This is a genomic window from Rhodanobacteraceae bacterium (genome assembly GCA_024234055.1).
Classification (GTDB): Bacteria; Pseudomonadota; Gammaproteobacteria; order Xanthomonadales; family SZUA-5; genus JADKFD01.
Genome location: JACKOW010000007.1, coordinates 149,308 through 173,364, shown reverse-complemented (window position 1 = coordinate 173,364; position 24,057 = coordinate 149,308). Strand labels below are relative to the sequence as shown.

The 24,057-nt window shown below is 63.8% G+C and carries 22 protein-coding genes and 2 pseudogenes; 17 read left to right on the top strand and 7 right to left on the bottom strand.

From position 1 onward, the window contains the following. Positions 1-79 precede the first annotated feature (79 nt). From H7A19_13565 to H7A19_13500, 14 genes and pseudogenes are all read left to right on the top strand, one after another. Positions 80-961: an elongation factor Ts gene (locus H7A19_13565; GenBank protein ID MCP5475856.1), complete on the top strand. Its 882-nt coding sequence runs from the start codon at positions 80-82 to the stop codon at positions 959-961. 125 nt (positions 962-1,086) lie between these two features. After that, on the top strand, positions 1,087-1,815 hold the full coding sequence (locus H7A19_13560; protein MCP5475855.1) for a UMP kinase: 729 nt from the start codon (positions 1,087-1,089) through the stop codon (positions 1,813-1,815). Positions 1,816-2,228: 413 nt separating this feature from the next. After that, positions 2,229-2,795, top strand: coding sequence for a ribosome recycling factor (frr, locus tag H7A19_13555; GenBank protein ID MCP5475854.1), 567 nt, complete (start codon positions 2,229-2,231; stop codon positions 2,793-2,795). 77 nt (positions 2,796-2,872) lie between these two features. Then, positions 2,873-3,580 carry a di-trans,poly-cis-decaprenylcistransferase gene (uppS, locus tag H7A19_13550; GenBank protein ID MCP5475853.1) on the top strand — a complete coding sequence of 236 codons (708 nt, stop codon included), beginning with the start codon at positions 2,873-2,875 and terminating at the stop codon, positions 3,578-3,580. Then, the gene (locus H7A19_13545) at positions 3,573-4,436 is read left to right on the top strand and encodes a phosphatidate cytidylyltransferase (GenBank protein ID MCP5475852.1); all 864 of its coding nucleotides are present in this window, start codon (positions 3,573-3,575) and stop codon (positions 4,434-4,436) included. Before uppS ends, H7A19_13545 begins: the two co-directional genes overlap by 8 nt. Next, the gene (locus tag H7A19_13540; protein ID MCP5475851.1) at positions 4,433-5,611 is read left to right on the top strand and encodes a 1-deoxy-D-xylulose-5-phosphate reductoisomerase; all 1,179 of its coding nucleotides are present in this window, start codon (positions 4,433-4,435) and stop codon (positions 5,609-5,611) included. The genes H7A19_13545 and H7A19_13540 overlap by 4 nt, the downstream gene beginning before the upstream one ends. 1 nt (position 5,612) lies before the next feature. After that, complete coding sequence (rseP, locus tag H7A19_13535) at positions 5,613-6,959, top strand: RIP metalloprotease RseP (GenBank protein MCP5475850.1); 1,347 nt, start codon at positions 5,613-5,615, stop codon at positions 6,957-6,959. A 94-nt stretch (positions 6,960-7,053) separates the two neighbouring features. Then, positions 7,054-9,387, top strand: a complete 2,334-nt coding sequence (gene bamA / locus H7A19_13530; GenBank protein ID MCP5475849.1) for an outer membrane protein assembly factor BamA — start codon at positions 7,054-7,056, stop codon at positions 9,385-9,387. 25 nt (positions 9,388-9,412) lie between these two features. Then, positions 9,413-9,970 carry an OmpH family outer membrane protein gene (locus H7A19_13525; protein ID MCP5475848.1) on the top strand — a complete coding sequence of 186 codons (558 nt, stop codon included), beginning with the start codon at positions 9,413-9,415 and terminating at the stop codon, positions 9,968-9,970. Continuing rightward, positions 9,967-10,977, top strand: a complete 1,011-nt coding sequence (gene lpxD, locus H7A19_13520; GenBank protein ID MCP5475847.1) for a UDP-3-O-(3-hydroxymyristoyl)glucosamine N-acyltransferase — start codon at positions 9,967-9,969, stop codon at positions 10,975-10,977. The genes H7A19_13525 and lpxD overlap by 4 nt, the downstream gene beginning before the upstream one ends. Positions 10,978-10,982: 5 nt before the next feature. Beyond that, positions 10,983-11,453 (top strand): 3-hydroxyacyl-ACP dehydratase FabZ, encoded by a 471-nt coding sequence (gene fabZ / locus H7A19_13515; GenBank protein ID MCP5475846.1) that lies wholly within the window; start codon positions 10,983-10,985, stop codon positions 11,451-11,453. Further along, positions 11,453-12,226, top strand: coding sequence for an acyl-ACP--UDP-N-acetylglucosamine O-acyltransferase (lpxA, locus tag H7A19_13510; protein ID MCP5475845.1), 774 nt, complete (start codon positions 11,453-11,455; stop codon positions 12,224-12,226). Before fabZ ends, lpxA begins: the two co-directional genes overlap by 1 nt. Positions 12,227-12,416: 190 nt before the next feature. Next, positions 12,417-13,555, top strand: a pseudogene (gene lpxB / locus H7A19_13505) (lipid-A-disaccharide synthase). A gap of 17 nt (positions 13,556-13,572) precedes the next feature. Then, positions 13,573-14,133 (top strand): ribonuclease HII, encoded by a 561-nt coding sequence (locus H7A19_13500; protein MCP5475844.1) that lies wholly within the window; start codon positions 13,573-13,575, stop codon positions 14,131-14,133. Between the two features lie 420 nt (positions 14,134-14,553). On the opposite strand, the gene trpC is transcribed toward H7A19_13500, so the two are convergent. The 4 genes from trpC to H7A19_13480 all read right to left on the bottom strand — a co-directional run bounded on the left by trpC (position 14,554) and on the right by H7A19_13480 (position 17,582). Continuing rightward, positions 14,554-15,342: an indole-3-glycerol phosphate synthase TrpC gene (gene trpC, locus H7A19_13495; protein ID MCP5475843.1), complete on the bottom strand. Its 789-nt coding sequence runs from the start codon at positions 15,340-15,342 to the stop codon at positions 14,554-14,556. After that, a complete protein-coding gene (trpD, locus tag H7A19_13490) occupies positions 15,339-16,352 on the bottom strand; it encodes an anthranilate phosphoribosyltransferase (protein MCP5475842.1) in 1,014 nt (337 codons plus the stop codon). The genes trpC and trpD overlap by 4 nt, the downstream gene beginning before the upstream one ends. Before the next feature lie 123 nt (positions 16,353-16,475). Then, the gene (locus tag H7A19_13485; protein MCP5475841.1) at positions 16,476-17,072 is read right to left on the bottom strand and encodes an aminodeoxychorismate/anthranilate synthase component II; all 597 of its coding nucleotides are present in this window, start codon (positions 17,070-17,072) and stop codon (positions 16,476-16,478) included. 303 nt (positions 17,073-17,375) lie between these two features. Next, positions 17,376-17,582: a hypothetical protein gene (locus tag H7A19_13480; protein ID MCP5475840.1), complete on the bottom strand. Its 207-nt coding sequence runs from the start codon at positions 17,580-17,582 to the stop codon at positions 17,376-17,378. A 130-nt stretch (positions 17,583-17,712) separates the two neighbouring features. Here H7A19_13480 and H7A19_13475 point away from each other — a divergent pair, with 130 nt between their 5' ends. From H7A19_13475 to H7A19_13465, 3 genes are read left to right on the top strand one after another with little or no spacing between them, the layout of a single operon-like run. Further along, on the top strand, positions 17,713-18,204 hold the full coding sequence (locus tag H7A19_13475) for a PH domain-containing protein (GenBank protein MCP5475839.1): 492 nt from the start codon (positions 17,713-17,715) through the stop codon (positions 18,202-18,204). Then, entirely contained in the window at positions 18,201-19,742 is a 1,542-nt protein-coding gene (locus H7A19_13470) for a PH domain-containing protein (GenBank protein ID MCP5475838.1), read from the top strand. Before H7A19_13475 ends, H7A19_13470 begins: the two co-directional genes overlap by 4 nt. 40 nt (positions 19,743-19,782) lie before the next feature. Continuing rightward, positions 19,783-20,109, top strand: coding sequence for a DUF1840 domain-containing protein (locus tag H7A19_13465; GenBank protein MCP5475837.1), 327 nt, complete (start codon positions 19,783-19,785; stop codon positions 20,107-20,109). A gap of 517 nt (positions 20,110-20,626) precedes the next feature. Here the strand turns inward: H7A19_13465 and H7A19_13460 are convergent. From H7A19_13460 to H7A19_13450, 3 genes and pseudogenes are all read right to left on the bottom strand, one after another. Next, positions 20,627-21,164 (bottom strand): annotated as a pseudogene (locus H7A19_13460) (DUF2058 domain-containing protein). 40 nt (positions 21,165-21,204) lie between these two features. After that, positions 21,205-21,561 (bottom strand): TfoX/Sxy family protein, encoded by a 357-nt coding sequence (locus H7A19_13455; GenBank protein ID MCP5475836.1) that lies wholly within the window; start codon positions 21,559-21,561, stop codon positions 21,205-21,207. Between the two features lie 16 nt (positions 21,562-21,577). Continuing rightward, positions 21,578-24,019, bottom strand: a complete 2,442-nt coding sequence (locus H7A19_13450; protein MCP5475835.1) for a zinc-dependent metalloprotease — start codon at positions 24,017-24,019, stop codon at positions 21,578-21,580. Between the last annotated feature and the right edge of the window lie 38 nt (positions 24,020-24,057).

The following is a 24,057-nucleotide window of genomic DNA, read 5'->3' as shown; positions in this document are numbered from 1 at the left end:
GAGTCGCCGGACCTGCAAATCCCAGGGGTGCGCGCCAGCCGCGTGCCCTCTATCACCTTGTTCGATTTAAGGAATGACCATGGAAATCACCGCTGCCCTCGTGAAGGAACTGCGCGAGCGCTCTGGCGCCGGCATGATGGAATGCAAGAAAGCGCTGGTGGAAAACGCTGGCAACATTGAATCTGCGGCCGACTGGCTGCGCACGCAGGGTCTGGCCAAGGCCGACAAGAAGGCCACTCGCGTCGCCGCGGAAGGTCGTGTTGCCCTGGGTCAGGCAGACGGCAAGGCCCTGTTGGTCGAGCTCAACTGTGAAACCGACTTCGTCGGCAAGGACGAGAACTTCGTCAAGTTTGCCGCCGACGTCGCCGCCGCCGCCGTCGCCGCCGGCACCGCTGAGGTCGAATCCATCAAGTCGCTGCCGCTGGCTGACGGTCAGACGGTGGATCAGGTGCGCCAGGCGCTGGTTGCCAAGATCGGCGAGAACATGCAGGTGCGCCGCGCCGCCATGATTTCGGGTGGCAACATCGGTGCCTACATCCACAGCAACGACAAGCTGGGCGTGCTGGTGGCGCTGGAAGGCGGCACGCCGGAACTGGCCAAGGGCCTGGCCATGCATATTGCGGCGATGAATCCGCAGTACCTGGACATGAGCGAAGTGCCGGAAGAAGTGGTGGCGCGTGAGCGCAACATCGCCATGGAGCAGGCCAAGGATTCGGGCAAGCCGCCGGAAATCCTGGAGAAGATGATCCAGGGCAAGATCCGCAAGACGCTGGCCGAACAGACCCTGCTGGGCCAGGCCTATGCTGCGCCGGATGCCAATGGCATGGGTGTGGAAGAGGCCATCAAGAAGGCTGGCGCCAAGGTCACCGGCTTCGTGCGCATGAATGTGGGCGAGGGCATCGAGAAGAAGGAAGAGAACTTCGCCGAAGAAGTGATGAAACAGGTCAAGGCGAGTCAGTAAGCAGTCACTGAAGGCCCCGGGTTCCGGGGCCTTCTTTTATCAGCAGTAGCCGGGCGGGATGGTTGGCTGGCGTCCGCCTGTTGAGCGCATTGTATCGGCCATCTGGACATTGGAGACCCCTTCGCATGAGCAGCGCCCCACCGGTATTTCGCCGCATCTTGTTGAAGCTCAGCGGTGAGGCACTGCTGGGCGCGGAGGATTATGGTATCGATCCGGAGGTATTGCATCGCCTCGCTGCCGAGATCATCGAAGTCTCCAAGATCGGCGTGCAGATCGGTCTGGTGGTGGGCGGCGGCAATATCTTCCGCGGCGTCGGGCTGGCCAAGAGTGGCATTGATCGCGCCACCGCTGATCACATGGGCATGCTGGCCACGGTGATGAACTCGTTGGCGCTGCAGGACGCGATCGAGAAGCAGGGCGCGACCTGCCGGGTCATGAGTGCCATCAAGATCAACGAGGTCTGCGAGGACTACATCCGCCGCCGCGCCATTCGCCATCTGGAGAAGAACCGTATCGTGGTCTTCGCCGCCGGTACCGGCAATCCCTTCTTCACCACCGACTCTGCCGCCGCCCTGCGCGCGATCGAAATCAACGCCGATCTGATGCTGAAGGCGACCAAGGTCGATGGGCTGTACTCGGCCGATCCGAACAAGGACCCGAATGCCGTCCGTTTCGACAAGATCAGCTACGACAGCGCCATCGAGCGCAAGCTGGCGGTCATGGACACCACGGCCTTTGCGCTGTGTCGCGACTATCGCATGCCGATCCGGGTCTACGATCTGCACCGCCGCGGCGATCTGATGCGCATCGTCCAGGGTGAGAATGTGGGCACGCTGGTCGATCAGAACGGCTAGCCCAGGGATCTGGCGGGGCGTCGTCTTCTGCCGCCTGAGTCGGTACGACATGCTCATGGGCGATATGCCACTTTGGTAGGAGCGCCCTCGTGGCGCGAACGGCTCCGCGACGATCCTGCTGGGACGCAGGATGTGGCCAGACGCCGGACGCCAAGAACGCAAAGGAAAAGCAGAGAGCTCGCGGAGAGAAGTAGAGCCGTCCTGGATGGGCTTTTCTCCGCGTTCTCAGCGGCCCTCTGCGTGCTCTGCGTTGAAGCTCTTGTCCAACAATGGGCGAGAAGTGCCGGCTGTCGCGTCGCGATGGCGGATGCTCGATCTGTTCCGTGAACAACGATGGGCTCGGCAACACCAGCGCTGGCCGCCTATCCCGCTATACTCCGCGGCCATTCCATGGCTGTGACAAGGAAGGACCCATGACTAGCTCACTCGCTGAAATCAAGGCGGACGCGGAAACGCGCATGCACAAGTGCATCGAGGTGCTGAAACAGGAGTTGATGAAGCTCCGCACCGGACGCGCATCGGCGCAACTGCTCGATCATCTCCGTGTCGATTACTACGGCTCCCCCGTGCCGATCAGCCAGGTGGCCAATGTGACCGTGGCGGATGCCCGCACCATCACCGTGCAGCCCTGGGAGAAGCCCATGGTCGCAGCCGTCGAGAAGGCCATCATGACCTCGGATCTGGGTCTGACACCGAACACCGCGGGTCAGGTGATTCGTATCGTCATCCCGCCACTGACCGAGGAACGCCGTCGGGATCTGGCCAAGGTGGTCTCCCACGAGGGCGAGAACACCAAGGTGGCCATTCGCAATGTGCGTCGTGATGCCAATCACCACTGCAAGGAATTGCTCAAGGCCAAGATCGCCACCGAGGACGAGGATCGTCGTGCCGAGGACGACATCCAGAAGCTCACCGATCGCTTCGTCAAGGAAGTGGACGCGGTGGTCAAGCACAAAGAAGATGAGTTGATGCAGCTTTGAGCGCAGCTGCCGCGCCGGCGCCTGAGGGGCCGGCTACCGGTCCCGCAGCGCCCACGCCGCGGCATGTGGCCATTGTCATGGATGGCAATGGTCGCTGGGCCAAACAGAGGCGTCGGCCGCGTGCCTTCGGGCATCGAGCCGGCGTGCAGGCCGTGCGCAAAGTCATCGAGGCCTGCATTCGATCCAAGGTGGAAGTGCTCACCCTGTTCGCCTTCAGCAGCGAGAACTGGTCGCGCCCCGAGGGCGAAGTTCGTCATCTGATGGACTTGTTCCTGCGCGCCCTGCGCAAGGAGGCCCGGGAACTGGCGGGCAATGGCGTGCGCCTGCGTTTCATCGGCGAGCGCAGCCGGTTTTCGCCGGAACTGCGCGCCGCCATGGCGGAATCTGAAGCAGCCGCGTTGGATGTGGTGCGCCTGACGGTGAACATCGCCGTCAATTACGGAGGGCGCTGGGATATCGTCAACGCCGCTCAGGCACTGGCCCGCGCGGCCGTGGCGGGACAGATCGACCCGGATGCGATTGATCAGACAAGTTTCGAGCAGCACCTGTCGCTGGCGCCGCTGCCCGAACCGGATCTGTTCATCCGCACCGGCGGCGAGGCCCGGATCAGCAACTTTCTGCTCTGGCACCTGGCCTACACGGAGCTCTACTTCACGCCGATCCTCTGGCCCGATTTTGACGAGCCAGCCTTTGCTGCAGCGCTGGCCGAATTCGCCCAGCGCGAGCGTCGATTCGGCAAGACCAGCGCCCAGGTAACGGGTAAACCCGAGGCTGTGAATGTCTGAGTCGCAACCATTGGAATCGAAGCCTTCGGTCAGCAGCGGCCTGCGCGCGCGCGTGGGCACCGCGTTGCTGCTGGCACCATTGGCGATACTGGCGGTGCTGTATCTGCCGAGCACGGCCTTCGCCTTCGGTTTTGGCCTGGTGCTCTGCTACGCCATCTGGGAATGGACGCGGGTGATCGGTTTCCGGCTGCGGGGCCTGCGCGCGGCGGCCGTGCTGGTCAACGGCGGCATCATGGCGGCCCTGATCCTGTTGCGCCCGGAGAACTGGCTGCTGCCGATTGCCTGGATCGGGGTGATCTGGTGGTGTCTGGCCATACTCTGGCTGCGCGCCTTTGAATTCGGCTCTGCGCCGACCCGACGCAATCGCGAACTCAAGATGCTGGTGGGCAGCGCCATGGTGGTCCCTGCCTGGGTGGCAGCATGGCTGATCCATCGCGAGCCGGTGACCGGGCCCTGGTGGACGCTGTTCGTATTGATGCTGATCTGGGTGGCGGATGTTTCGGCCTATTTTGCCGGGCGGCGTTTCGGTCAGCACAAGCTGGCGCCGCGGATCAGTCCGGGCAAGACCCGAGAGGGTGTTTATGGTGCGCTCGTTGGCACCGTGATCTTCGCCGCACTGGCGGGGTGGCTGCTGAAACCTATTCCGGTCGGCCATGTGCTGCTGGTGGTGCTGGCCACGGTGACGGTGTTGTTCTCGATTGTGGGTGATCTGTTCGAGAGCCTGATCAAGCGCCAGTCGAATCTCAAGGACAGCGGTTCGCTGCTGCCCGGTCACGGCGGCATTCTGGATCGGATCGACAGCATGCTGGCGGCCTTCCCGATCTTCGTCTGTGGCCGCTATCTGATCGGCCTATGAAGTCGATCTGCCTGCTCGGTGCCACCGGGTCCATTGGTCGCAGCACCCTGGATCTGATCGCCCGGCATCCGGACCGATTTCGTCTGCACAGTGCGGTGGCGGCGCGAGATGATCTGGGCATGGCCGAGATCTGTGAGCGCTTCAGACCCGAGGTGGCAGTCATGGCCGACGCCGACGCCTGTCTGCGCCTGGCCGCACGTCTGCGAAACAGCGCGCCAGGTACAACGGTAGCCAGCGGCATGTCAGCGATCGAGACCGTAGTGGCCGACGCTGCAGTGGACACCGTGGTGGCAGCCATCGTCGGGGCCGCCGGCTTGCCCGCCACGCTGGCAGCGGCGCATGCCGGCAAGCGCATCCTGCTCGCCAACAAGGAGGCACTGGTCTGTGCCGGCGGCCTGCTGATGCAGGCGGTGGCCCAGGGTGGGGCGCAGCTGTTACCCATCGACAGCGAGCACAACGCCATTTTTCAGTGCCTGCCCGATCCTCTGCAGCGTCCGTTGGCGGGCGTGCGCCAGCTTTGGTTGACAGCTTCAGGTGGGCCGTTCCGGGGCTGGAGCCGCGCCCAGTTGGAACAGGTGACCGTCGCTCAGGCCTGCGCCCATCCGAACTGGACGATGGGTCCGAAGATCTCGGTGGACTCTGCCACCTTGATGAACAAGGGGCTGGAGGTGATCGAGGCGCACTTTCTGTTCGGTCTCGAAAGCTCTCGGATCCGGGTCATCGTGCATCCGCAAAGCACGATCCACTCCCTGGTCGAATACCATGATGGCAGCTTCCTGGCACAGCTCGGCAGCGCCGACATGCGCATTCCGATTGCCCATGCACTGGCCTGGCCTGAGCGGATCGAGTCGGGTGCGCCGACATTGGACCTCGCTGCGCTGGCGCGGCTGGATTTCTCCACCCCTGACCTTGAAGCCTTTCCTTGCCTTAAACTCGCCTATCAGGCACTGGAGGCTGGAGGCACGGCGCCAGCCATGCTGAACGCGGCCAATGAAGTGGCGGTGGCAGCATTCCTGAACGGCAGCCTTGGCTTTGCCGGAATTGCCGCCACTGTTAACGAGGCTTTAAATCGTTGTGCCCTATCGTCTGTAGAGTCGGTGGCTGACGTGCTCGAAGCTGACCGGCAGGCCCGAAGCGTGGCGACTGCGGTCATCGATTCAGGAAAGCGGAGCTGATATGGAATTGTTGCTGGGCTCGATCTTCTGGTTTCTGGTGGCGACCAGCCTGCTGGTGACCTTTCACGAGTTCGGGCACTTCTGGGTGGCTCGCCGTTGTGGCGTCAAGGTGCTGCGCTTCAGCGTGGGCTTGGGCAAGCCGCTGTGGACCCGACGCGGGCGCGATGGGACCGAATACGTCATCGCCGCGATACCGCTCGGCGGCTATGTGAAGATGCTTGATGAACGCGAGGCCGATGTCGAGGCGAAGGAGGTCCATCAGGCCTTCAACCGCAAATCCATTGGCCAGCGGGTGGCCATCGTCGCCGCTGGACCGATCTTCAATCTGGTGTTTGCGTTGTTCGCCTTCTGGTTGATGCTGCTGGTCGGGGTCAAGGACTATTCGCCTTATGTGGGCGAGGTCGAGGGATTCGCGGCCGAATCCGGGTTGCGGCGCGGCGATCTCATTCTTGCCGTCAACGGCGATCCGGTCAGCAACTGGACCCATGTGCTGGTCGACCTGACCACCAAGGCCTATCGCGGCGAGACGGTCAACATCGATGTGCGCCGCGATGGCGGTGGTATCGCCACCCAGCGCATGAATCTCGGCCAGTTGGGCGAGCCGGTAGATGAGTCGCGCTTTCTCACCCAACTTGGCCTGAAACCCTGGCATTGGGTGCCGCCCACCGAGGTGGGTGCACTGAGCCCGGGCGATCCGGCCGAACTCGCGGGCTTGAAAGTCGGCGACACCATCGTTCAGGTCGGCGACACGCCGGTGAATCGTTTTGCCGACATGCGCGATGCCATCCAGGCCGAGGCCGGCGCGCACGAGGGTCGGGTACGACTGCTGGTGGACCGCAACGGCATTCGCGAGACCCTGGTGATCCAGGCCCGGCAACACACGGTTGAGGAGCAGACGGCCTGGGTGGTTGGCGTGGCCCCCGACATGCGCGAGACCACACGCCACTATGGGCCGCTGGCGGCGATCCCGCAGGCCTTCAGCGAAACCTGGCGCCTGACCGTTGGCAGTCTTCGAGTCATCCGGCACATGATTTCCGGCGAGGCACAGCTCAAGAACGTGTCCGGTCCGATCAGCATTGCGCAGTTCGCCAACTACTCGGCGGAAGGCGGCTTTACCCAGTTCCTGCGTTTTCTTGGACTGATCAGTCTGAGCTTGTGCATCATGAACCTGTTGCCGATTCCGATTCTGGATGGCGGCCATTTGTTGTATTACTTTATTGAGTGGGTGAAAGGTAGTCCGCTGAGTGATCGGGCCCAGGCCGTAGGCCACTATCTGGGTCTTGGAGCCTTGCTGGCACTGATGTGTCTGGCATTCTTCAACGATTTCAGCCGGATGTTGAGTTCCTAGGCACTACCTCGCCCCCATCGAGACCACGCAAGCTGATTGATAAACACAACGCGTGGCTCTTCCTGACGATGATTCGCCCTGAGGCTTTGCGCGCATGAAAAAGTTGGTCGCGTCCATTTTGTTGGCACTTTCCGGAGGCGCGGCGCTGGCTGCCGACGACTTCGTCATCAGCGACATCCGCATTGACGGATTGGAGCGCATCTCCGCCGGTACCGTGTTCACCTATCTGCCGGTGCAGAAGGGAGATCGGCTGGATCGTTCGCGGGCCTCGGACGCGCTGCGTTCCCTGTACAAGACCGGCTTCTTCAAGGACGTTCGTCTGGACCGTCAGGGCGACATCCTGGTCGTCACCGTGTCCGAACGTCCGGCGATCTCGAAGATCACGCTGGTCGGCAACAAGGACATCAAGACCGAGGAGCTGACCAAGGGCCTCGACAACATCGGCCTGGCCGAGGGTGAAACCTACAACGAGCTCAACATCGAGCGCGTGACCCAGGAGTTGACCCGGCAGTACAACAACCGCGGCAAGTACAATGTGCGCATCACGCCCTCGGTGAAGTCGCTCGATCGAAACCGCGTCGATGTGACCATCACCATTGCCGAGGGCAAGGCCGCCAAGATCCGGCATCTGAACATCGTCGGCAACACCACGTTCACCGATGAAGAGATCCGCAAGGAGTTCGAACTCGACACCACCAACTGGCTGTCCTGGTACCGCCGTGACGACCAGTATTCGCGCGAGAAGCTCTCCGGTGACCTGGAGAAGTTGCGCGCCTTCTATCTGGATCGCGGTTACGTCGATTTCGACGTGGAATCCACGCAGGTCAGCGTCAGCCCCGACCGTCGCAATGTCTACATCACCGCTAACGTCAACGAAGGCGAGGTCTATACCGTCGGTGAAGTTCGCCTGACCGGCAAGTTCGTGGTCGATGAAGCCACTCTCAACCGGCTGGTGGTGTTCAAGACCGGCGAGACCTTCTCCCGCAAGAAGCTGGAACAGACCAGCGAATACATCGAGAAACTGCTCGGCAACTTTGGCTACGCCTTTGCCAAGGTCTCGCCGGTGCCGGATGTGGATCGCGAGAAGCGCATTGTCGGCATCACCATGCTGGTGGATCCGGGCAAGCGCGTGTATGTGCGCCGCATCAATTTCGAGGGCAACGCCAAGACCCTGGACGAAGTCTTGCGCCGGGAAATGCGTCAGTTCGAAGGCGGCTGGTACAACCAGGCGGCGATCGATCGCTCCAAGGTGCGCCTGGAACGCCTGGGCTTCTTCAAGAAAGTCGAGGTCGAAACGCCCAAGGTGGCGGGCAGCGACGACCAGGTCGATGTGGTCGTCAAGGTCGAGGAACAGCAGACCGGCAACTTCCAGTTCGGCGTGGGCTACTCCGAGCTTCAGGGCGCCATCCTGTCGGTGGCGCTGAGCTTCGACAACTTCCTGGGTACCGGCAACCGGGTGGGGTTCGCGGTCAGCAACAACCGGGTGTACAAGCGTTTCGATGCCTCCTACTACAATCCCTATTACACCGATGAGGGCGTCAGCCGCGGCTTCAACGTCAGCTACCGCGAACTGGATTCGGCCCAGGCCAATCTCGCGAGCTACACCTCGAACGTAGCCCAGGTCGGCATGAACTACGGTTTGCCGCTCTCGGAATATGACCGCATCAACTTCCGCCTGGCGCTGGACCAGACCCAGATCGACATCTACCCGGGACTGACGCCGGCGGAGTACATCCCCTTTGTGTACGACAACCGCACCTTCAACTCCTGGCGCCTTGAAACCTCGTGGTTCCGCGACAGCCGCAACCGTTTCTTCTCGCCCACGGCGGGTGCATTGACCAAGCTCACGGCCGAACTGGTGTTGCCGCCCAGCGAGCTGCGTTACTACAAGATCTCGGCTCAGTACCAGAAGTACTTCCCGTTGACCCAGAACTTCACCTTGATGCTCAACGGTGAAGTTGGCTACGGCGACACCTACAGCGGCAGCAAGACCAATCCTGTACCCGATGAGAATGGTGATCCCCTGGGCGGGCGGCTGGGCTTCCCGTTCTGGGAGAATTTCTATTCCGGCGGTGTGCGCTCGGTGCGTGGTTTCCGTGACAACACCCTGGGGCCGCGCCTGTTGTCGGGTAGCCAGCTGCTGCCCGTGGGTGGCGCGCTCAGCGTGATTGGCAATGTCGAGTTCCTGTTCCCGACGCCCTTTGCCAAGGGTGCCGACACCATTCGCCTGGGTCTGTTCTTCGATGTCGGCAATGTCTACAAGGATTTCAACGACTTCGATGCAGGAGAATTGCGCTATTCGACGGGTTTGACCATGCAATGGCGTGCACCCGTGGGCCCGATTGTGATCAACTTGGCCTATCCCTTGAACGACAAGCCCGGAGACGACGTCGAACGCATCCAGTTCTCCTTCGGTAATCAGTTCTAGGCTGGGAGCTCAAGGCGGGGCGCCCGTGCCTAGGTCTGCTCGATCGCGGTTTGTGCGCCCCTTGCGGGTGCTGGCCGCAGCCGGGCTGCTGTTGCTGTTGGCGAGCTCGGGTTGGGCGCAGACAGCAGCAGCGAAGATTGCCTATGTCGACACCGAACGCATCATCCGGGAATCCCAGCTCTTTGTGGTCGGGCAGGAGAAGCTGAACGAGGAATTCTCGGCCCGCAACCAGCTGCTGGAGCTGGAAAACGCCCGACTGCGCGAGCTTGAAACCCGTCGCGATCGAGATATCGACACCTTGTCTACGTCTGACGCGCTGGCCCTTCGGCGTGAAATAGAAACCCTCGAGCGCAGCATCAAGCGCCGTCGTGATGACACCAACCAGGCACTGAACCGGCGCATCAATGAATTGACCGAGACCATCGACCGGCGCATTCAGGAAGAGATCGGCGCTTTTGCGCGCGAGCAGGGTCTCGATCTGGTGCTGACCTCGGGCGTGGGTTTCGCCCATCCGCGACTGGACATCACCGATGCGATCATGACCCGGGTCAACGCCCACGCCCAGGAACTGCGGCAGCCGTGATTGCGTACAGCCTGTCAGAACTGGCGGAGAGATTCGGCCTGGCGCTGCATGGCGCCGGCGAGACCTTGATCGCAGGCGTCGGTACGCTGGAATTCGCCAAGACAGAGCAACTGAGCTTCCTTGCCAACCCCAAGTATCGCAGCCAGTTGGGTGCCACTGCTGCAGCAGCGGTGGTGGCGTCGGCCGAGGCGGTCGACGCTGCACCTTGTCCCGTGCTGATCAGTCGCAACCCCTATGCCGATTTCGCCCGGATCGCGGCGCTGTTCGAGCCGCAGCCGGCGCGGCCGCCTGGAGTCCACCCCAGTGCCGTGGTCTCACCCGATGCCAAGATCGATGCCAGTGCCCACATCGGCCCGTTCGTGTTCGTTGCTGCGGGAGCTTCGATCGGCGCCGGCGCGGTGATCGGCGCCCACTGCAGCATCGGTGAGGATTGCCAGGTCGGCCCCGGCTGCCACCTGGTGGCGCGGGTAACGCTGGTGACGCGGGTACGACTGGGAGCGCGGGTGTTGGTCCACCCCGGTGCCGTGCTCGGTGCAGACGGTTTTGGCCTGGCCATGGATCAGGGACGCTGGCTCAAGGTGCCGCAGATGGGCGGCGTGATCGTCGGCGACGATTGCGAAATCGGCGCCAACACCACCATCGACAGGGGCGCCCTGGGCGACACCGTCATCGAAGAGGATGTGCGCCTGGACAATCAGATCCAGATTGCCCACAACGTGCGTATCGGTGCCCACAGCGCCATGGCCGGTTGCTCTGCCGTCGCCGGCAGCGCGAAAATCGGCCGCTATTGCCTGATCGGCGGTGGCGCTGGCGTGCTCGGGCACCTCGAAATCTGCGATCGGGTGACCATCACCGCCATGAGTCTGGTGACCCACAGCATCCGCGAACCCGGCGAGTATTCGTCGGGTACGCCGCTCATGGATAATCGCGACTGGCGTCGCAGTGCCGTCCGCTTCAAGCAGCTGGACCAACTGTCGCGTCAGATCACACCCAAACGAGAACGCTGACGATCATGACCGAAACAAGCAAGGCCCCGGCAGAGTTGCCGGTCGATGTGCGCCGCATCGCCGAGCTGCTGCCCCACCGTTATCCCTTTCTGCTGGTCGATCGCGTCATCGCCTTTGAACCCGGCAAGCGGCTGACGGCGATCAAGAATGTCACCATCAACGAGCATTTCTTCCAGGGTCACTTCCCGGGAAATCCGGTGATGCCCGGCGTGTTGATCCTGGAAGCGCTGGCGCAGGCTTCCGGCATTCTGGTGCAGCTCTCGCAGGAGCAGTTGCCGGATGCCAAGCCGCTGTACTATCTGGTGAAGATCGACAAGGCGCGCTTTGCCAGGATCGTGCGCCCGGGCGACCAGCTCCATCTGGAAGTGGAACAGAAGCGCATGGTCATGCGCATGGGCCAGTTCGTCTGCCAGGCCAAGGTCGACGGCGAGGTGGTCGCCAGCGCCGAGATGCTGTGCGCAGAAAGGGGGCCGTGATGGCGGTGCATCCTACCGCCATCGTCGATGCCCGCGCGCAACTGGAAGCCGATGTCGAGGTCGGGCCATACGCGATCATCGGTGCCGACGTACGCATCGGTGCCGGCTCACGCATAGGCGCGCACTGCGTGCTGGAAGGCCCGTCCGTCATCGGCAGGAACAACCACATCCACGCCCATGCCGCCGTCGGCGGCGCGCCGCAGGACAAGAAATACGCGGACGAGCCCACCGAGCTGATCATCGGTGATGGCAACACCATCCGCGAATTCGTCACCATCAACCGCGGAACGGTGCAGGGTGGCGGCGTCACGCGTATCGGCGACGACAACTGGATCATGGCTTATGTGCATATTGCCCACGATTGCGTCATCGGCAGTCATACGATTCTGGCCAATTCGGTCACCCTGGCTGGCCATGTCACCATCCATGATCACGCGATCCTCGGTGGCTTCTCGCTGATCCATCAGTTCTGCAAGGTGGGTGCCCACGCCTTCACCGGCATGGGCAGCAAGATCAATTGCGATGTGCCGCCCTTCATCGTTGTCGGCAGCGACATGAGCGTGCCGCGCGGCATCAACAGCGAAGGTCTGAAACGCCGCGGCTATACGCCGGAGCAGATCACCGCCGTCAAGCGTGCCTACAAGACGCTTTATCTCTCCGGGCTGAGTCTCAAGGAAGCGCGCGAGAAGCTGCTGGAACAGTCCTTGACCGCCCCCGAGGTGAAATTGCTGGTCGAGTTCATCGACGCCAGCGAGCGCAGCATTCTCAGGTGAAGCGGGGCAGGGGACAAAGTCTGGTGAAGCGGGTCACTGGGCAAGGGGCAGGAGGCAGGGGAAAGGCAGAATCGGCGGTGTGGAATTGTGGGCCCTTTCTCGGTGGCTCTCTGTTTCAAGGTCCCTCGGACTTCCGCTTCACCGCTCTTCCCGTGCCCCGTGCCCCCTGTCCCTTGCCCCGCACAAAGCCATGACTACCATCGTCCTCTGCGCCGGCGAAGCCTCGGGTGACCAACTGGGCGCCGGACTGATCGAGCAACTGCGGAAAGCCCGGCCGGAACTGCACTTTGTCGGTATTGGTGGGCCGGCCATGCGCGCCGCCGGCATGGAGATCTGGTTCGAGTCCCAGGAACTGGCGGTGATGGGTCTGGTCGAGGTGCTGCGGCATCTGCCGCGGCTGCTGCGGCTGCGACGCGATTTTCTCGCCCGCATCGCCGCCAGCGGCGCCAGGATGTACATCGGCATTGATGCGCCCGACTTCAATCTGGGTGTCGAGCGTAGGCTCAAGGCCAGGGGCTTGCGTACGGTGCACTACGTCAGCCCGTCGATCTGGGCCTGGCGCCAGCAGCGTGCCCGCAAGATCGGGCACAGCGCCGATCGGGTGCTGTGCCTGTTCCCCTTCGAGCCCGCGCTCTACCAACGCCATGGCGTTGATGCCCGGTTCGTCGGTCACCCCTTTGCCGACGAGATGCCCTTGGAGGTCGATCGAGCCCAGGCGCGGCGGGACCTGGGTGTCGTGGACGCGCAAACGCTGTTGGCGCTGGTCCCGGGCAGTCGTCGCGGCGAGATCGAACGACTGGCACCCGATTTTCTGGCCACGGCTCGACGACTGATGCAGCAGCGTCCGGGTCTGCACACGCTGATCGCCGCCGCCAACGACGCATCGCCGGCCGCCTTCGGGAATTGCTGGGCGACGAGGCTGCGGCACCGCGCTGGCGGATCGTGGTCGGGCAGATGCGGCAGGTGCTGGCGGCATCCGATGTGGTCCTGGTGGCCTCGGGCACGGCCACGCTGGAAACCGCCTTGAGTCAGCGGCCGATGGTGGTGGCCTACCGACTGGCACCGCTGACCTACTGGATCGTCAAGACCTTCGGCGTGCTCAAGGTGCAGAACTACTCGCTGCCCAATGTGCTCGCCGGCCGCGGCCTGGTCGAGGAAATCAGCCAGGATCAGGTGCGGCCCGAGGTGCTGGCCCCCGCACTCGAACACTGGCTCGACCAGCCCGGCGCTGTCGAAGTGCTGCAACAGGTCTTCGCGCGCATGCACCTCGAACTGCGCCGTGATGCCTCTGCCCAGGCGGCTGCAGCCGTGCTGGAACTGCTGCCTTGAGCACGCGCATCGCCGGCATCGACGAAGCCGGTCGTGGGCCGCTGGCCGGCCCGGTCGTGGTATCGGCGGTGATTCTCGATCCCGAACGCCCGATCGCAGGTCTGGGTGATTCCAAGCTGCTCAAGGCCAGTCAGCGCGACGGATTGGCGCCCTTGATCAAGGCTCAGGCGCTGGCCTGGTCGGTGATCGTGGTCGATGCCGAGGAGATCGACCGGATCAACATCTTCCAGGCCACCATGGCCGGCATGACCCGCGCCGCGTTGGCGCTGGCCATCACGCCCACCGAGGTACTGATCGACGGCAACAAGGTGCCGCGCGACTTGCACCTGCCCGCGCGCGCCATCGTCAAGGGCGATGCCAGCGAGCCCTGTATCTCGGCGGCGTCGATCCTGGCCAAGACCAGCCGCGATGCGCTCATGTGCGCGTTCGACCGGCAATTCCCCGGTTACGGATTCGCCCAGCACTTTGGCTACCCCACACCCGACCATCTGCAGTGCCTGCGCGAGCGGGGGCCGTGCCCGATTCACCGCCGCAGTTTTGCGCCCGTGCGCGAACTGCTTCAGGGCAGCCTGCTGTAGGAGCGCCCTCGCGGCGCGACCGGCGATGCGCCTGTTCCCGTGTAGGAGCGCCCTTGCGGCGCGACCAGCGATGCGCCTGTCCGGTGTAGGAGCGCCCTTGCGGCGCGACCAGCGATGCGCCCGTCCCGTGTAGGAGCGCCCTTGCGGCGCGACCAGCGATGCGCCTGTCCGGTTTTGAGGCAGGTTGTAGCCAGAAGCTGCACTCTGAGTACGCAAAGGAAAAGCAGAGAGAACGCGAAGAAGGGCGTCAAGAGGGCAGAGAACTGGCGACGGTTTTTACCTCAGCTACGGCCCGTGAACCTGTGGGAGCGGACTCAGTCCGCGATCGATCCTGCCACTGTCTGAAGCATCCCGGTTCGCGGCTGAAGCCGCTCCCACAGCGTCCTCACAATGGCGGTGACCCTCCGGGCTTCGGCAAGGCTAGAAGAACAGCTGCTCCAACTCGGCACCGGGATCCGGGGCGCGCATGAAGGTCTCGCCGACCAGGAAGGCGTGCACATCATTCGAGCGCATGCGCTCGACGTCGGCGCGGGTGGCGATGCCGCTTTCGGTCACCAGCAGGCGATCGGCCGGCACGCGCGGCTTCAGCGCCAGCGTGGTGTCCAGGCTGGTTTCGAAGGTGCGCAGATTGCGGTTGTTGATGCCGATCAGGCTGGCGCGCGTGGTCAGCGCGCGCTCCAGTTCCTCACCATCGTGCACCTCCATCAGCACATCGATTCCGAGTTCCAGCGCCAGATCGGTAAACTCGGACAGACGTGAGTCGGGCAGGGCGGCCACGATCAGCAGGATGCAATCGGCACCGAGTTCGCGCGACTCGTAGATCTGATATTCATCGATGGTGAAATCCTTGCGCAGGATCGGCAGTACGCAGGCGCGCCGGGCCTGGGTCAGGTAGCGGTCATGGCCCTGGAAGAAGTCCTCGTCGGTCAGCACCGACAGACAGGCGGCGCCAGCCGACGCGTAGCTCTGGGCGATGGCCGTGGGATCGAAGTTGGGGCGGATCACGCCCTTGCTGGGACTGGCTTTCTTGACCTCGGCAATCACCGCCGGTTGCCCGTGACGGATGCGCGCGCGCAGGCTGGCTTCAAAGCCGCGGGTGGTGGGCACCTCGGCCGTGTGGCTGCGCAATTTCTCCAGCGGCCAGGCGGCACGGCGGGCCGCGACTTCCTCGCGCTTGCGGGCCAGGATGCGCTCGAGGATATCGCTCATAGGGTCTGGGTCAGCTCGGCGTACTGGCGCATGCGCTCCAGCGCGGCGCCGGTTTTCAGGATCTGCTGCGCAGCGGCCACGCCGTCCGCCAGGGTATCAGCACGGTCAGCGGCATACAGCGCAGCGCCGGCATTCAGGGCGACAAAATCCGCGGCAGCGCCGCTTTCGCCGCCGAGCACGCGCTCGATGATCGCCAGACTCTCCGACGGTGAATCCACGCGCATCGAATCAATCGAGGCACGGGCGATGCCGAAATCCTCCGGGGCGATGGAATAGACCCGAACCTTGCCGTCCTTCAGCTCCGCAATCTGACTCGGCGCGGCGATCGACAGCTCATCGAGGCCATCCAGGGCATGGACCGCCAGCACGTGCTTGCTGCCCAGGTCGCCCAGCACCCGGGCCAGCGATTCCAGCCAGCGGCGATCGAACACGCCCAGTACCTGATGCGGCGCGTGCGCCGGATTGGTCAGCGGTCCCAGCAGATTGAACAGCGTGCGCAGGCCCAGCTCGCGGCGCACCGGCGCCGCATATTTCATGGCGCCATGGTGCATGGGCGCAAACATGAAGCCGAAGCCGAGTTCGTCCACGCAGCGGCGTACCGCGTCTGGCCCCAGATCCAGTCGCGCACCCGCCGCTTCCAGCAGATCGGCGCTGCCGGATTTGCTCGACACCGAGCGATTGCCGTGCTTGGCCATGCGAGCACCGCCCACGGCGGCGACGAAGCTGGCTGCAGTGGAGACATTGAAGGTACTGGCGTGGTCGCCGCCGGTGCCCACCAGATCGGTCAGATGCTCGGTCGGCAGTTCCACCGGCGTCATCAGTGAACGCATGACGCGCGTGGCTGCAGCGATTTCGTCGGTGGTTTCGCCCTTCATGCGCAGCGCCACCAGGAAAGCCGAGATCTGTGCCGACGTGGCTTCGCCCGACATGATCGAACGCATCGCGCTTTCGGCTTCAGCGCTGCTGAGGTCCTGACCGCTGACCAGTTTGTTCAACACTTCATTCAACATGGGGGCTCCAGACAATGGGGGCAGCGCAGGGCGCCAGCTTGGGGCAGATCTGCGCGCACGGACCCGTGGAATCTAGGTTCTCGACGGTGCCGGGGTAAAGGGGTGTTTGACGAAGCGGGCCGATCAGGCGGCCTTGCGCTGCGACTGCAGGATGAAATTGCCCAACAGCTGCTTGCCGACGCGCGTCAAGATCGATTCCGGATGGAACTGCACGCCCTCGATGGCGAGTTCGCGGTGACGCAGCCCCATGATCTCGTCGACCGAACCGTCTTCGTTCTCGGTCCAGGCAGTCATTTCCAGCGTATTGGGCAGCGATTCGCGACGAACGATCAGCGAATGGTAGCGGGTGGCCTCGAAAGGATCGGGAAGCCCGGCGAAAACGCCGGCACCACCATGGCGGATCATCGAGGTCTTGCCGTGCATGACCCGCCGGGCCCGGACCACCTCGCCGCCGAAGGCCTGGCCGATGCTCTGGTGACCCAGACAAACCCCCAGAATCGGAATCCGCCCACCGAATTCGCGGATCACGTCCAACGACACACCGGCCTCATTGGGCGTGCACGGCCCCGGCGAAATCACGATCCGGTGCGGCGCCAGCGCGGCAATGTCCGCCAGCGTCAGCGCATCGTTGCGAAACACCCGGACATCCTCACCCAGCTCGGACAGGTACTGCACGAGGTTGTAGGTGAAGCTGTCGTAGTTATCGATCATCAGCAGCATGTCACGATGTCCTTTGGTGTGGCTGGCCTTGCAGGTGTAGTCGCCACTGCCGCCTGAAGCAGAAACTAACCCAGAGGCGCGAGTCTAGGCTATTGCGGAAATCTTGAGTTCGAGCGACGTGGCACGCGTGTCGGCCATGCGGGCGGGTGCTGAGGAGGGCGCCGCGCTGCGTGTGCCGGACGATCAAGAGCGGCCGCGCAGGCGCGCTTCCCTCCTTGAAGCCGCTTCGAGTCTGCCGCAAGGTTCAGGGCCCATGGGCGATGTCGGGCTGATGGCCTGGAAGTACGTTGGCGGGCGCGAACTTCAGAGGCGGATGAAGTAGGGGCCGGCCGTGAGCAAGGTGCCGACGATGACGAGCATCCAGGTGTTTGCCAGGAAGTACGGGTACATCATCAGGGCAACGCCGAAGACCATCGGTGAAATCGCGCGTTGCTTCTTGCCGTAGAGGAAGTAGCCGAGGCCGATGGAGCTGAACAGCACTCCCCACAACAGTCCGGCGGTGCTGCCCATATCGAATCTCCTCAGCGGCCACGGGCGTGGCCTGAGCCAGTATGAGCTGCCGCAGGCGGCAGTGGTTTCCAAAGGCACGAAGTGACTTCTGGGACTGCACGCTGGGTGAGGACTGAGGAAGAGTGGCCGCATGAACGCTATCGAATTTCAGGCTGTGGACGAGCGCGCGCCGAGGCTGTGGATCTGGCAGGCGCGTTTGGGGGCACTCCCTCTGCCCATCGGATTGGCCGTGCTGCTGTCGGCCTGGTCCCTTCCCTTGGCGCTCGTGGCCGCCGTGGCCTTGGCCGTCTTGCTGGTATGGATGACCTCGCGCGTGGTGCATCGGCATTACCAACATCTGCGCTATGCCTTGAACGAGGACGGCTTTTTCCTGCGTCACGGGGTCTGGTGGCAGTCGGAGATCTTTGTGCCTCGCGACAAGATCCAGCATGTGGATGTGGTGGTGGGCCCCATAGCCCGGCGCTACGGGCTGGCGCAACTGAGCTTCTACACCGCCGGTGCGCATGTGCCGCATGTGCAGGTGTCCGGGTTGGCCGCAGAGCGTGCCATGCAACTGCGTGACACGCTGCTGAGCGCAGGAAATCAGCCGAGTCTCGCTGGAGCGGATCAGGGTCCCGCATGAACGTCGGCGACGCTCCGCACCAGCAGGCGCTGGCCGAAGGCTTGCCCGACGGGCCCGGAAAGCGACTGCACGCGTGGTCGCTGCTGTTCGAGCTGTTTGCCGAGCTGCGCGGCGTGGCGGGCTGGGCCTTTCCGCTGCTGCTCGGCAGTTTCAGCGACCGCTTTGGTCACTACGCCGTGGCAGGCATGGTCATTGCGGCAGTTTTCGTGGTGATCTCCAGCGTCGCCAAGGTCTGGATCTTCCGCTACTGGATTACCGACACCCAGCTGGTGCTGCGCAACGGCTGGCTGGAGAAGACGGTACGGCGCATACCCTGGACACGGATCGAGAACCTGACCGTCACCCGCGGGCTGGGGCATCGCCTGCTGGGCGTGGCCGAGGTGTCGATCGAATCGGGCGGCGGCGAAGAGGCCGAAGCGGCCCTGCGGGTGCTGTCACGGCGCGATGCACTGGCCTTGCAGACGGCGCTGGGTGAGCGCCGCGGTGGCCTCAGGACAGATGCCCGGCTCGAGGTCGCGGGCAAGCGTGAGCACTCGCAACCCTTGCTGAAGCTGGATGCGGGCGAACTGTTGCGCGCCGGTCTGATCTCCAATCGCGGTTTTCTGGCGATCGCCGCCGCCTTTGCCTTGGCCTCGCAGCTGGATGACGTGCTGCCCTTCTGGGACTGGATCACGGGGTGGCCGAGGGCGTTGGCGCAGCAAGTCGGTCTGGATCATGGTCTGCTGTTCTGGGCTGCGCTTGCGATCTTCATCGTCGGCATCGGATTTGTGCTGATGCGAGGGCTGTCGGTGAGCTGGTGGCTGCTGATCTACTGGGATTTTCGTCTCAGTCTGGAAGGCGACAAGCTGCGCAGCGACTACGGGGCGCTGACGCGCGTGCATGCCAGCGCCACCCGCGATCGTGTCAGCAAGTTGTTGATTGCCGATGGTCTCGGGCATCGACTGATGAACCGCGTTGCCATCAGGGTCGGGGTTGCCGGGCAGCGCGAATCGCAGAGCGAGCACAGTGCCTTGATCTGGGTGGCGCCCGTGTTGGCGCTGGACCGGGTGAACGACCTGGTGAAGGCGGTGTTTCCCGGCTGCGAGCGCGCCGGTCTGAGCTGGCAGCCACTGCATCCGAGCTGTCGATTACGGGTGTTCCGGCTGGAACTGCTGTGGTTGTTCCTGCTGATACCGGTGGCCCTGAAGTTCGGTGCCTGGTCCTTGTTGCTGATGCCAGTCGTGGGGATGGTGGCTTGGCTCACCGCGCGCAGCTACCAGCGCTATTCCGCCCATGCCTTCGATGGCCGATTTCTCGCCTTTCGATCGGGCATTCTCGACCGCGAGGAATGGATCGTGCCGGTAGACCGGATCGAGTCGATCGAGCTCAGGCGCTCTCCCGCAGATCGCCGCCACGGCACCGCCAGGCTGCTGCTCGATCTGCGCAGCGCCGGTCCGGGTGAACGCTGCGAGATTCGCTACCTGGATGTGAACGAGGCGCAGGTACTTGCCATGAATTTGCGCCGGGAAGTTGGCAACTGCGGGCATGGTCGGAGCTGATTGCGCCATACTTCGAGGTTTGAGCAGCAGGAGAACCGGCATGATCAAGTTCAGTTGCAGCGCCACCGGTGATGTGCAGATGTTGCAGCCGCACGCCGAGATGTTGCTCCAGGCCATCGGCAAGGAGCTGGGCGAGCGCGGGGTCATCACGCCTGCGGAAATGCCGGCAGCCATTGCGGCGCTGACGGCGGCCGGTGAGCGCGACCGCCATCGCCGCGAAGACGAGGAATCGGAAAGCAAGAATGATGGCGACGACGACCAGGATGTGAACGCCAATCAGGTCGGCCTGTCGCAACGTGCGTATCCGCTGGTCGAGATGCTGAAGCGCGCGCTGGAAGCCGACAAGCCGGTGGTGTGGGGGCTGTAGGCGAGCGGGCTTTGTGGCGCCCCTGTTGGTGCAGGAAGCAGGGGCAGGTCCTGGCTGCGTCATTGCGAGCCACCTGTGTCGGCCTGAAACTGCCCACGGGCCATGAACCCTCCGTCGTAGGTCATGTTGTCCGCGTCAGCGGACTAGGTGACATCCATTTGCGTCACGTAGCTCGCTGCGCGAGCAACGTGACCTACAACAGCAAATCAACAATTTACGATATGGGTTCATGGAGAGCATAGCGAAGCAACCCAGGGCTGTGCGGCGCTACCCTGGATGGCTTCGTCGCTGCGCTCCTCGCAATGACGCATCAATAACTTACGATATGGGTTCATGGAGAGGTACGTTGTGACGCTGGCTCTTGTAGGTCCAGACTTGTCGGGACGCTTTTTCAGCAAGTCGCCAAGAGCGTCCAGACAAGTCTGGACCTGCAAGAACCCGAACCCCGTAACCTCCCCGTGACCCGTGACCCGTGACCCGTGCCCCGTGACCCGTACCCGTGACCCGTGCCCTGCGCTCACCACATCAGGTCATCAGGCACCACGAACTGGCTGTAGTAGTCGTCGTCTGCGGCTGAATCGGTCGTCGTCGGCGTGTTCGCATGATCCACGGCCAGGGTGCCGCCGCGCTCGGTGATCATGGCGCCGGCGCTGCGCGGCAACAGCTCATAGCCCTGATCGAAAGCCACGATCACCAGGCTGCCCTTGGCCAGTTGCTTGCGCTGAGCTGTCGTCGATCAGCAGCGATTTGATCTTGCCCTCGTGTTCGAAGCGGTAGGCCAACTCGCCCTCGCGTTTCAGTCGGTGGGTTTCGATGATCTGGCGGATCTGCGCCTGCAGCTCCCGGGCGCGGGCCTGGGCGTTGCGCTCGGCCGCCAGGGCGCGATCGCGTTCGGCGCGTTCGGCCAGCAGTTTCTGGGCATTGACTTGCTCGGAGGGCGGTGGCGGTGGGGCCTTGCCGTCCTTCTGCCGGTTCTGTTGGCGCACGGCGGCGTCGAGTTTCTGTTTCTTGATCAGACCGGCCTTGAGCAGCTGGTCTTGGAGTGGGTTGGCCATGAATGCGGATTGCGTTGTTCAGGAGTGGGGGAGGGTGGCTTCAGCGCGGTCGGGCGCGGAGTGTGCTGCGCGGCGGTCCGATCTTGCCTTGCTTGCGCTGCGCAGCCTGCAGCGCCAGTTCGGCCCAGGGTTGCATGAATTGCGGCGATTCCAGCGCGTCTTCTGGCACCGACCAATAGCTCATGGCGGCGCTCTTGCCCTTGCTCTGGTAGATGAAGGGCTGACTTCCAGCCTGCTCGAAACGCGGCTGGGTCAGGGCATCGACCTTGAGATAGAGCTGATCGCCGACAATGATGGCCATGAAGACCTCGTCGCAATAGACGCCGTGGCCGCCAAACATCGCCCGCGTGCGAATGTGTCCCAACGGTGCCAACAGCTCCTGGAAATGCGCAAGCATGCTCTGGCCTCCGGAATCAGATCGGCGCGCCGGGTGGCACGAGGGGCAAGGGTCGGAGTTTCACCGCGGCAGGGTCTGCGAGATAGCGTCGCACCCGATCGGCGGCGATGCCCAGATCCGGGTTCGTGGACCCCGATCGCGCCGGTGCCTCGGCCCAACTCGCGAAGTCCTGCAACTGCGATCGTAGCTCAGTATCGACCAGGGGATGCAGTTCGCCTGCGTCCAGCAGTGCCAGCAGCGCGTCCAGCACCAGCCAGCGGGTGCTGCGCTGAATCTGCGCCAGTCGCGGATCATCGGCGAGGGCCGTGCGCCAGGTGACGGCGAGGAGCGCGTCAATGGTATCGCCGACGCCCGGGTAGCCGCTGTCGCGCGCATGTTGCAGGGCCAGTCGCTGCAGCCGCGGCGGCGCCAGCAAGAACTGAATCGTGAGCATGGCGGCAGCGTCGGCGGCGGCCAGTGGGTCGAACAGCGGGGTGGCACGCGTGCTGAAGTATTCGCGATCGCGTGTGTACTCCAGTGCCGGGGGCGTCAACAGGTCCAGCAGCGTGGGCGGTAACGCGAGGAATTCCGGTCGCAATGTGGCCAACAGGCGCTCGCGCGCGGCCATTTGCGCGGCTGCGCTGACCCGAGTGGTTCCAGCCTGACCATCGCCGGCCCATCCCGATGCGTAACTCGCGCCACCCAACAAGCGTGCCACGGCCTCGGTCTGGTAGCGATGCAACAAGTAGACCGGCACCAGGCGTGCTTCCAGTTCGCCGCTCTGGCGATCGGGAGGCAATACCCCGATGCTGAAATTCCGCAAGGCATGGTCGCGCACCTTCAGCAGTTGGTCGAAACCGGCCAGGGTGTCCGTACCCCGTAGATCCCACAGGGCGCCGGCGGGATGGGCGTCGCCCGGCGCACGGGCATCGGCGTCGCCGACATATTCGTAGCCGGCGGCGCGGATGTCGGCTCGCAGCCTGGCCAGCGCTGCCGACTCGTCGGGATAGACTCCATAGCCGTGGCGCACCAGGAACACATCCCAGGGGCCGATGCCCACGCCGTAGGCCTGCGCGAAATCGACCCGGCCGTCGGCCCCGAGCGTGATCTGCGGATGCGGATAGTCCATGACGGATCCATTGCCGTGGCGGCTGGCCGCAAAGTTGTGGCCAAAACCCAGTGCGTGTCCGACCTCGTGCGCCGCCAGCTGCCGCAGGCGCGCCAGGGCCATCTCCTGGGCAGCCACGGCGCGGCCCTCGGTATCGGGCTGGTCATAGGGCGCCAGCAGGGATTCAGCAATCAGCAGGTCCTGACGCACGCGCAGCGAACCCAGATTGACCATGCCCTTGATGATCTCGCCCGTGCGCGGATCGCTCAGCGCATAGCCGTAGGACCAACCTCGGGTGGCGCGGTGGGTCCAGGTGATGATGTTGTAGCGGATGTCCATGGGATCGGCACCTTCCGGCAGCAGCTCGACCCGAAAGGCGCCTGTGAGACCAGCTTGCTCGAACGCACTGGACCACCAGCTGGCGCCTTCCAGCAGCGCCGAGCGCACCGGCTCCGGCGTGCCGCGATCAAGATGGAAGACGATGGGCTTGAGCACCCGGCCGGAGGCGTCTCGCTCGATGCGAAATCGCGGCTGCCAGCGAACGTCGATCGAACTGGCCAACGGCTGCGCGAAGTCGATCTGGCCAGTGCTGAATGCACCTGACCCCGGGTGATAGGGCCGGGGCTGAAATCCGGGGGGCGGCAAACGGACGAAACTGATGTGCTGGCGCAAGCTGATGGACTGCGGATCGGCGGCTACCTGCTTGACGAACTCGGCCTCACCCGGACCCTGGAAAGTCAGCAGCGCCTCGAACTCGGCATTGTCCGGAAAACTGCGCGCCGCCTCGGGCAGCGCCAGGCTGCGCTCGGGATCCAGCTGATAGTCACCCTGATCGACGGCCTTCAAGGCGGCTGCAATGCCGTGCCGATCACTGGCGAGAAAGCCGCTGATGTCGACAATCACGGCGCCGCTGCTGCCCGCGTTCGCTCCGCGTCGGCGCGATCTGCTGCCGCCACTGTCCTTCACGATCGTGCCAGCCCACAACACCGCCGGCGCGAAAGCGTCGGTGGCCGCGGTGCGTTCATCGGCGTTGTCCGAGCGCGCCACATGGCGGGCATTGTCGGCCAGCAACAGCACGCGCGGACCCACCTTGCGGAATCGGGCAATGTACTGCTTGCCACCCTGGCCGCGATCCAGGCCGACATCGTTGGATCCGAGGCCGCCGGGCAGGGAGGTCACCAGCAGAAAGGGCTGATCGAGTTCGTGCACGCCGATCAGAACCCGGCCACCTTCGGTATCGCGGTAGACGTCGACAAAGCCGGCTTCAAGCGTGCTGCCCTGCAGAGGATCGGCAGCAGCGTCGCTGGACTGGGCCGACGGCGCCGTCCAGATCAGCAACAGCAACAGCAGGACACGCGACGACTGGAGCATGGGCGCCCTCGGGCTGGAATGAGGATCAGAGTCTAGCC

Excerpts from the sequence above, each read along its gene's own strand:
- H7A19_13465 (MCP5475837.1), top strand. The coding sequence starts at position 19,783 with ATGATCAAGTTCAGTTGCAGCGCCACCGGTGATGTGCAGATGTTGCAG.
- H7A19_13455 (MCP5475836.1), bottom strand. The coding sequence starts at position 21,561 with ATGCTTGCGCATTTCCAGGAGCTGTTGGCACCGTTGGGACACATTCGC.
- H7A19_13450 (MCP5475835.1), bottom strand. The coding sequence starts at position 24,019 with ATGCTCCAGTCGTCGCGTGTCCTGCTGTTGCTGTTGCTGATCTGGACG.
- lpxA (MCP5475845.1), top strand. The coding sequence starts at position 11,453 with ATGGCGGTGCATCCTACCGCCATCGTCGATGCCCGCGCGCAACTGGAA.
- rseP (MCP5475850.1), top strand. The coding sequence starts at position 5,613 with ATGGAATTGTTGCTGGGCTCGATCTTCTGGTTTCTGGTGGCGACCAGC.
- frr (MCP5475854.1), top strand. The coding sequence starts at position 2,229 with ATGACTAGCTCACTCGCTGAAATCAAGGCGGACGCGGAAACGCGCATG.
- H7A19_13540 (MCP5475851.1), top strand. The coding sequence starts at position 4,433 with ATGAAGTCGATCTGCCTGCTCGGTGCCACCGGGTCCATTGGTCGCAGC.
- H7A19_13470 (MCP5475838.1), top strand. The coding sequence starts at position 18,201 with ATGAACGTCGGCGACGCTCCGCACCAGCAGGCGCTGGCCGAAGGCTTG.
- bamA (MCP5475849.1), top strand. The coding sequence starts at position 7,054 with ATGAAAAAGTTGGTCGCGTCCATTTTGTTGGCACTTTCCGGAGGCGCG.
- H7A19_13485 (MCP5475841.1), bottom strand. The coding sequence starts at position 17,072 with ATGCTGCTGATGATCGATAACTACGACAGCTTCACCTACAACCTCGTG.
- H7A19_13475 (MCP5475839.1), top strand. The coding sequence starts at position 17,713 with ATGAACGCTATCGAATTTCAGGCTGTGGACGAGCGCGCGCCGAGGCTG.
- H7A19_13560 (MCP5475855.1), top strand. The coding sequence starts at position 1,087 with ATGAGCAGCGCCCCACCGGTATTTCGCCGCATCTTGTTGAAGCTCAGC.
- fabZ (MCP5475846.1), top strand. The coding sequence starts at position 10,983 with ATGACCGAAACAAGCAAGGCCCCGGCAGAGTTGCCGGTCGATGTGCGC.
- H7A19_13480 (MCP5475840.1), bottom strand. The coding sequence starts at position 17,582 with ATGGGCAGCACCGCCGGACTGTTGTGGGGAGTGCTGTTCAGCTCCATC.
- trpC (MCP5475843.1), bottom strand. The coding sequence starts at position 15,342 with ATGAGCGATATCCTCGAGCGCATCCTGGCCCGCAAGCGCGAGGAAGTC.
- H7A19_13545 (MCP5475852.1), top strand. The coding sequence starts at position 3,573 with ATGTCTGAGTCGCAACCATTGGAATCGAAGCCTTCGGTCAGCAGCGGC.
- trpD (MCP5475842.1), bottom strand. The coding sequence starts at position 16,352 with ATGTTGAATGAAGTGTTGAACAAACTGGTCAGCGGTCAGGACCTCAGC.
- uppS (MCP5475853.1), top strand. The coding sequence starts at position 2,873 with ATGGATGGCAATGGTCGCTGGGCCAAACAGAGGCGTCGGCCGCGTGCC.
- H7A19_13565 (MCP5475856.1), top strand. The coding sequence starts at position 80 with ATGGAAATCACCGCTGCCCTCGTGAAGGAACTGCGCGAGCGCTCTGGC.